The following is a 7116-nucleotide window of genomic DNA, read 5'->3' as shown; positions in this document are numbered from 1 at the left end:
TAAATAATAATTGCTATTACAATAATTGGTATAACCCTATTTGCTGAAATCTTAAACTTACTAAACATGATTTCTCCTCCCAATAGCGGATTATTGATATCGATTCTATTAACTAACGAATTAGTCGGGTAAGTCAGGGAGATTGCTCTCCCTTTCTCCCCTAAGAACCGTACGTGAGACTTTCACCTCATACGGCTCAAGCTATCTGTAACTAACCTTGTCACAGGTCAGCAAGCAACGCGTCGTTTACTGTAATACTCCTCATATTCCCTTCGATAGGGGTTCGCTTCAAATCTAATCAGCTGATGTCTCTTGATTCTAGTATCGCTTGCGAATAGCAGTTTCACCGATTCGGTTCTGAATATCCAGTCCCTAGAACCTTCTCTGACAAAGTATCTGTTCTTTCGCCATAGATTGTTCTTGTTGGCATGTCTGCGTTTTGCCCAATGCCAAAGGCATCGGAATACATACATGTCTATGGTCTGAAAAGATTCCTTTGCACAGGTCGACCTGTGGTAGTTACACCAACCTCTGATGATGGCATTAAGCCGTTTAATCAGCACTTCCTGCTTTTGCATCAGGTTCTTTCTCACGGTTTCCCTAATCTTGTCACAAACTCTCTTTACTGATTTCTTTGAAGGTGCTATGATTAGCTTAGTTTTAAACTTCCTGACATTCCATCCCAAGAAGTCAAAACCATCTTGTATATGAGTAATCAACGTTTTAGATTCTGAAAGTTCCAATCCTCTTACAAGAAGAAATTCTTCGATGTCATGCTTCACTTGATGTAGTATTTCTTCGTTATTAGCTGTTATGATGAAATCATCGGCATACACTACTGCATGTATTCGGTGTTTATTGTTGTGTCTTGAGATACTTCCATTAGGTGAGACACTGTATTTCCTTTCCAGCATTTCTGCCAGTCCGTTCAGGGTCAGGTTTGCCAGTATTGGTGATATGATGCCACCTTATGTAGAGATAGATATTATGCCGAGCTACAGCTTGTAAACACTGTTGTTATAGCAATGCTGTTTTCTAAACTCGGCATAATACAATCTTATTTTAGAGAATTCAAAAACCGTACTAAATCTTTGTCCTTGTTCCAATCAGGAAGATTCGAATCTCCAGTAAGTTTAGGAGACAACTTATTGATAGCTTCATTTTTCAACCGATTATCAGCTCGAACATACACCATTGTTGTTGAAATATCCTCGTGACCAAGGAAATCTCTTATGTAGATGATGTTTATTCCTGCCTCCAGCATATGCATTGCTTTGGAATGCCGGAAAGTATGGCAGTGAATGTATTCTGGAAAACTTGGATCTTCGTTACGAATTATTCTTGCATACTTTTTTATAATGTATGCGACACCGTCTCGGTCAATCTTTTGATGATATCTGTTAGTTATTAGCGGATATGTGCCAATAGGATTAGGAATATATCGTTGAATATAGTTTTGAATCAGGTTACCTGTTTCATCTGCGATAACAATAGTACGATATTTATTACCCTTTCCATGAAGTCGTACAGTTGATGTCGCATTAATAGCTACATCTGCTAATGTAATGTCACAAAGCTCCTGCACTCGGCAACCGCTATCATACAATAAGGTAAGGATTAAACGATGTCTGAAACCAGTATTGTTGTTGATATCAGGTTTGTTAATAAGTTTTGACACCTGTGCTGTTGACATAAACGAAACTTCCTTAGGTAGTGCTTTTTTGGCTTTGATTCCAGATATATTTTGTAACAAGGCAATGCTTTCGATGTTCTCAAACTGTGCATACTCTGAAAAAGATTTTATGGCAGCTAATCTTTGATTAGCTGCTGAAATGCTAGCTCCATTTTGGCGATACCATTCGAGGAATTCAATAATTAACTCACGCTTAAAGTCTTTAACATAGAATGCGTTTGGAGAGATTCCCTTTACCTCGTATAAAAACTTTAGGAATAGCTTTAGTGTGTCTCTATAACTGAGGATTGTATTTTTAGCATAACATCTTTGTAAGGGTAAATACTCTGTCAAAAATCCAGTAATCAGGTCAGCGAAATCAGTAGAAATCATGTTCTTCATCGATAATCGCCTCCTGTATCAGATCTGGAAAAGACTGTTTTAACTGGTCCTTGATGTACGGAAAGCGCTCAGCAGTGAGTTTTAAGTAATAGGCAGTTTCTTCAAAACCTTCATGACCAAGCATCGTCTTCATGTATGGAAGATATGCTATAAGTTCTTTACCTTCATCGGTCCATTTGCGAAGCAAGTTCACACAATAAGTATGACGAAAATCATGAACACGTGGCCCGCGACCGGTATGGGAAATATTTGCTTTATCTAAGTACCGCCTAAAGTTATGATAAACATTATACAGTTGCATTGGTTGACCCGGTCGTATCATAAAAAAGTATTCTTCTTCTGGTGATGTAGCATGTATCTTTGCTTTTAATTGCTTACATTTATCTACTAATGCAGGATGAATAGGAATAATGCGTTCTTTATGATTTTTAGCTTCATGAACAGTTATATATCCTTCAGTAAGATTTACATCCTTTAGTTTTGCTAATCGTAACTCCGATACACGCATGCCACTCGTATATAGAATACGAAAAAAGATAGGCATGACATCGCCTCTATAAGGACATTCACTTGGGACGGATATGCTATTATCCACGACAGAAAAGAAGCATTTTAACTCATCATCCGTATAGATATGTGCATTATATCCTGGACCTTTTCTTGTAAGTCCCTTGGGCGGAACGTATGCAGGTAGTCCAACAGTATTTAAATATTTGCAGAATACTCGCATTGTACTGATGCGATGGCCTTGGTTAGCAATGGATTCATGACTTCTTTTACAACACCATAAGTCAGATAGTTCCTTAGTAACACATTTATTGTTAAGGTTATTACTAATAAAAAAGGCGTCCATTCGTCGGAAAGCATTTGATTCTGCAACATAGGCAAACCCGAGAGCTCTTTTCAGTTCTATAAGATCATAAAATTCTTGTTTAAAAACACTACTATAAACTGGATTATTCATATCAGAAATCCTCCGGAGAAAGGATGCACTGCTTTAACTTTCGGAGATCTGTTTTTAAGTATATGGCAGTTACGTTTGAATCGGAATGTCCAAGTATATTTGTAATCACTGGTAATGGTGTTTCTAGTTCAAGAAGCATCGAGCCTGCAGAATGTCGCAGCGAATGAAACCCAGAGTGTTTCTTATGTCTTTGGTCAATGCCTGCCTTTCTCATGTACCTTTGAATGATTTGGCTCATATGGTTACTGTCGCCAATCGTATCAAACGGTGGCATATGTTTTAGAAAGATAAAATCTGTTTCATAATAGTTGGGACGTCCATTCTGGATGTAATCTATAACAGCCCAACCAACTGAATCAGGAACAGGTAAAGTAAGTGGTTTATGTGTTTTGTGTTGTATAATAGATAACTTTTTATCTTCCCAGATAAAGTTTGAAAAACGTAGGTTTTTAATGTCACTAATCCTTAACCCAAGAATACACGCAAGAAGAATCATTGCATAATCTCGTTTGCCAATAGGATTGTTTCTATCTATAACTGCCAACATAGACTTAAGTTCATCTTCATCCCACGAAGAAGGAAGTTTAGCACTTTTGGAAACATTGGGCATATGGATATTTATTGCGTAATCAGCAGAAATCCTGTTTGAAGAATACAAAAATCTCAGAAGATGCCTTAATCCACATACTTTTTGCTCAACTGTTTTAAAGCTATATCCAGCGAGTGTTTTAATGTATGAGTTACATGTATCCATATTTATTAAAGAAAGAGTATCAAGTTTCAGCTGGGTGATATAGTCTAAAAATTCAGTAGATATACGACGGTAGTGTTTTAGTGTACTTACAGATAAACCACTGATAAATAAATGATTATCATAGGCCTTAAATACGGTGGAATAAGTATCATTAAGTGTGATTGGGTTCTTCGCTGCGTAACATCTTCTTGTTAATACTTGATGAAGACGATAATCTTCTAACATATGCACAACTCTTAACAGTTGAACTCGTTGCTGTGATAATGTTCCGTCGTTATACCTGGTAACAATGCTGTACTCTTGCTCAAGATACTTCAAACCTCGTTCCATTTCAAACACAGTATCTCCGTATTCATCTAAAAGGAATGAATGGATTTTATTCCATTCTCTTTCATAAAAACGGATAGTTTCACGATTGTAATGGTTTTCGTGTAAAAGTTTGATTAAGTTTTCTGTAATCATTTCAAGTTTCATAAGGCATGCCTCCTTTTCTTTTAATGATTACAGCATATCAAAATCAGGAGCATGGGTGTATTATGCCGAGATAAATATTTATAAAGCCTTAATTATCAAGGAAAACACGACTTAACTCGGCATAACGTTTATCTCTACATAAGGTGGCTTATGCCGAGCTCGGCATAAGCCACCTTGAGGCGTTCCCTTCTCTGTCGAGAAAAGGTTCTTCCTATGCACAAATCCAGCTTTTAGAAACTGTCTAAGAATCCGTTTGTTCATCGGGACATTGTCCAGTATCCACTGATGGGATATGTGGTCAAAACAACCCTTGATATCGCCTTCCAAAATCCAGTCTGCGCTGCCTTTCTTGCAAAGGCATCTATGGATGTAACTTTGGGCATCTTGGCAACTTCTGTACTTCCTGAACCCGAAGGCCCTCGTTGATAAGATACTTTCTGCTACAGGATCCAATGCCATTGCATAAAGTGCCTGCATTGACCGATCATGCATAGTCGGTATTCCCAAAGGCCGAAGTTTCCCATTCGACTTCTTGATATAGGTTCTTCTAAGCGGACTTGCTTTATATCCCTTTCCTTCTAGATTTAATGCACCCTTGTATCTCTTAACGTCACTGTTCCACACTTCGCCATCGACACCTGCTGTCTTGTTTCCCTTGTTGCTGATGACTTTCTTTACTGCCAGTAGTTTTGCATAGTACGATTTCGTCAGCAAGTATTGTAAGATTTTCACTAGATTAAACCTTTCGTCTCCTGCTGCTTTTGCTATCCGTGACTGAAGTCTATTAACTTTTGATTCAACTACAGTTCAGTTGATGTTCCGCCACTTGGTGGCATAGTCTACAGACGCCCGCTTTTCGCTTTTTGGCTTTTCTGTACTCATAAAGTTTCAGTCCCTTCATCGCTTTGATAACCTACAGAAAGTCTGCACCTTTTCAGGTCGGAGCAAATCTTGAACTCCTATCCATCCTGTTACCGGATGGCCTTCGCTTTTTCCTGTCTCCTCTACCCACTGCATGTTGTACATTCCTTACGGATTGCCTACCCTTACAGGAATACATTGGGAATACATTGGGCTTACCCAGTTCTACATTCTGGCCATTTCGCATTGTCTTAGGTTCCACCTTTACTCCGGAGACAAAGTCCACTTATCCAGTGATACGAAAAGTCACTGAATCCGTCTCACACCTTTTGGTTACAGCGTTTCAGCCTTATTTCGCTACTCACGTTTGACGAAGCTTACGGTGATTCAATTAATTTAACCATAACAATACATTTACCCTGACAGTTCATCCGCTCTTAGGCTGGCAGATGTTCCATGTTGTCCCTATGGCTTAGCACCCCGCCGTTACCAGCAACGCACCCATAGGTAGGATTAACCCAAGTGGATGGGCAAGTCCGACAGTCCGAAGACCTGGACAGCCCAGAATGTAGCTTACCACTTATATATTTAAAGTGCTGGTCGCACTTTCCTCTAACGTTCTGTGAGTTGACGATGTGTAGCATCCCTCCTTATTCAAAACCCATATCGTCAACTCGCTGTTATGTGCAGTAATCATTCGTCAGCTCCCAATACACTATAAATTGTGCGATTGACATTTGTACAACATATGGTACAATATAGCTAGGAGGTGATTATATGATCGCTATTACAAGTTCCCAAGTACGTAGCCACTTCAAAGAAATATGTGACAAAGTAGTAGAAGACGTCGAAGCTATTATCGTAACTCGTTCACGTGGCGAAAACATAGTAATGATGTCAGAAGCCGAATACAACAATATGATGGAAAACTTCCGCATCTTTAGCAATCCAGAAAGATACCAGAAAATCAAAGATGGTATTGATCAATACGAGCAAGGCAAATACTCGGAAAGAGAGCTAATAGATGATTAAAATATTCACCGACAACGCTTGGAATGACTATCTATACTGGCAACAAACTGACAAACAAATGGTAAAACGAATTAATAAACTCATCAAAAGTATTGAGCGAGATGGCTTCTCACATGGTATTGGTAAACCCGAACCGTTGAAACATGATCTAAGTAGTTACTGGAGTCGCCGGATCAATGATGAACATAGAATAATCTATAAAATCGATGACGAAAAGCTTGTCATTACCTCATGCAAGGACCACTACTAAAGGGTGGTCTTTTCTATTACCCAGAATGATTATTCCACATAACGGGCGTGTGTTGACGACGCCAATCTGCTTACAGGGCGAGCTCATGCCTGTGAGCCTGTGAACGGCTAATGCGACCCCGACTCGGTTAGCAGATTGAGTGTTGTCAATACTATGTTAGGTGAAGTTATTCTCCGTCAACGTATCATATACTATTGATTGGAAATTTTATTTTCATCTCCTAATTCAAGTATTATAACTTTGCTTCTCAAGGAGCTCACGACTATAATTGCAAAAAACATGCCGCCAACAAGTGTTGGTAAATATAATTCATTAAAAATCATCCAACTTGGATATAATGGACGGTAACTTCGAAAAATAATCAATATTGGATACATTAGAATCAAGTACATTGAAAATACTACACTTATTAGATTCCCCCACACTGAAATATACTTTGCATTAAAAGCGAATACACCTATAATCATAGCAATTGCTATAAACCCTAATAGCGGTACCCCAATTTTAATAAAATTTATTGTGCTAAAATTAAGTGTGTCATAAAACGCTTTTTCGAGCGTCGTAGATATTCTATAAATTAGATACAGAATCGTTAATATGGATATACACACTGAAAATACAAAAGTTAATTCCTTACGCATTCTAAATACTCCTAACTATGTCAAATTAAAATGTGAATTGATAGTACACAGGATAATAATTTCACC

At 38.3% G+C, this 7116-nt stretch carries 7 protein-coding genes and 1 pseudogene; 2 read left to right on the top strand and 6 right to left on the bottom strand.

The window, feature by feature from the left end; all coding sequences use genetic code 11:
- Positions 1 to 227 precede the first annotated feature (227 nt).
- The 5 genes and pseudogenes from P0N36_RS14110 to P0N36_RS15760 all read right to left on the bottom strand — a co-directional run.
- Complete coding sequence (locus P0N36_RS14110; protein WP_330684039.1) at positions 228 to 959, bottom strand: group II intron maturase-specific domain-containing protein; 732 nt, start codon at positions 957 to 959, stop codon at positions 228 to 230.
- A gap of 98 nt (positions 960 to 1057) precedes the next feature.
- Positions 1058 to 2074, bottom strand: coding sequence for a tyrosine-type recombinase/integrase (locus P0N36_RS14105; RefSeq protein WP_275843499.1), 1017 nt, complete (start codon positions 2072 to 2074; stop codon positions 1058 to 1060).
- Complete coding sequence (locus P0N36_RS14100; protein ID WP_275843498.1) at positions 2052 to 3038, bottom strand: tyrosine-type recombinase/integrase; 987 nt, start codon at positions 3036 to 3038, stop codon at positions 2052 to 2054. Before P0N36_RS14100 ends, P0N36_RS14105 begins: the two co-directional genes overlap by 23 nt.
- A gap of 1 nt (position 3039) precedes the next feature.
- Positions 3040 to 4266: a site-specific integrase gene (locus P0N36_RS14095; protein WP_275843497.1), complete on the bottom strand. Its 1227-nt coding sequence runs from the start codon at positions 4264 to 4266 to the stop codon at positions 3040 to 3042.
- A 111-nt stretch (positions 4267 to 4377) separates the two neighbouring features.
- A pseudogene (locus P0N36_RS15760) lies at positions 4378 to 5055 on the bottom strand (reverse transcriptase N-terminal domain-containing protein); the annotation flags it as partial.
- An 849-nt stretch (positions 5056 to 5904) separates the two neighbouring features.
- Between P0N36_RS15760 and P0N36_RS14080 the strand changes: the two are divergent.
- Positions 5905 to 6159 (top strand): type II toxin-antitoxin system Phd/YefM family antitoxin, encoded by a 255-nt coding sequence (locus P0N36_RS14080; RefSeq protein WP_275843496.1) that lies wholly within the window; start codon positions 5905 to 5907, stop codon positions 6157 to 6159.
- A complete protein-coding gene (locus P0N36_RS14075; protein WP_275843495.1) occupies positions 6152 to 6409 on the top strand; it encodes a Txe/YoeB family addiction module toxin in 258 nt (85 codons plus the stop codon). Before P0N36_RS14080 ends, P0N36_RS14075 begins: the two co-directional genes overlap by 8 nt.
- Positions 6410 to 6600: 191 nt before the next feature.
- Here the strand turns inward: P0N36_RS14075 and P0N36_RS14070 are convergent, their stop codons facing one another.
- Positions 6601 to 7050 (bottom strand): hypothetical protein, encoded by a 450-nt coding sequence (locus P0N36_RS14070; RefSeq protein WP_275843494.1) that lies wholly within the window; start codon positions 7048 to 7050, stop codon positions 6601 to 6603.
- Positions 7051 to 7116 lie beyond the last annotated feature (66 nt).

The organism is Petrocella sp. FN5, assembly GCF_029210395.1.
Lineage (GTDB): Bacteria > Bacillota > Clostridia > Lachnospirales > Vallitaleaceae > Petrocella.
Note: the sequence above shows the minus strand (reverse complement) of the source record. Positions and strands in the feature narration are given on the sequence as shown.

Coding starts and splice junctions, on each gene's coding strand:
- P0N36_RS14075 (WP_275843495.1), top strand. CDS start 6,152: ATGATTAAAATATTCACCGACAACGCTTGGAATGACTATCTATACTGG.
- P0N36_RS14105 (WP_275843499.1), bottom strand. CDS start 2,074: ATGAAGAACATGATTTCTACTGATTTCGCTGACCTGATTACTGGATTT.
- P0N36_RS14100 (WP_275843498.1), bottom strand. CDS start 3,038: ATGAATAATCCAGTTTATAGTAGTGTTTTTAAACAAGAATTTTATGAT.
- P0N36_RS14095 (WP_275843497.1), bottom strand. CDS start 4,266: ATGAAACTTGAAATGATTACAGAAAACTTAATCAAACTTTTACACGAA.
- P0N36_RS14070 (WP_275843494.1), bottom strand. CDS start 7,050: ATGCGTAAGGAATTAACTTTTGTATTTTCAGTGTGTATATCCATATTA.
- P0N36_RS14080 (WP_275843496.1), top strand. CDS start 5,905: ATGATCGCTATTACAAGTTCCCAAGTACGTAGCCACTTCAAAGAAATA.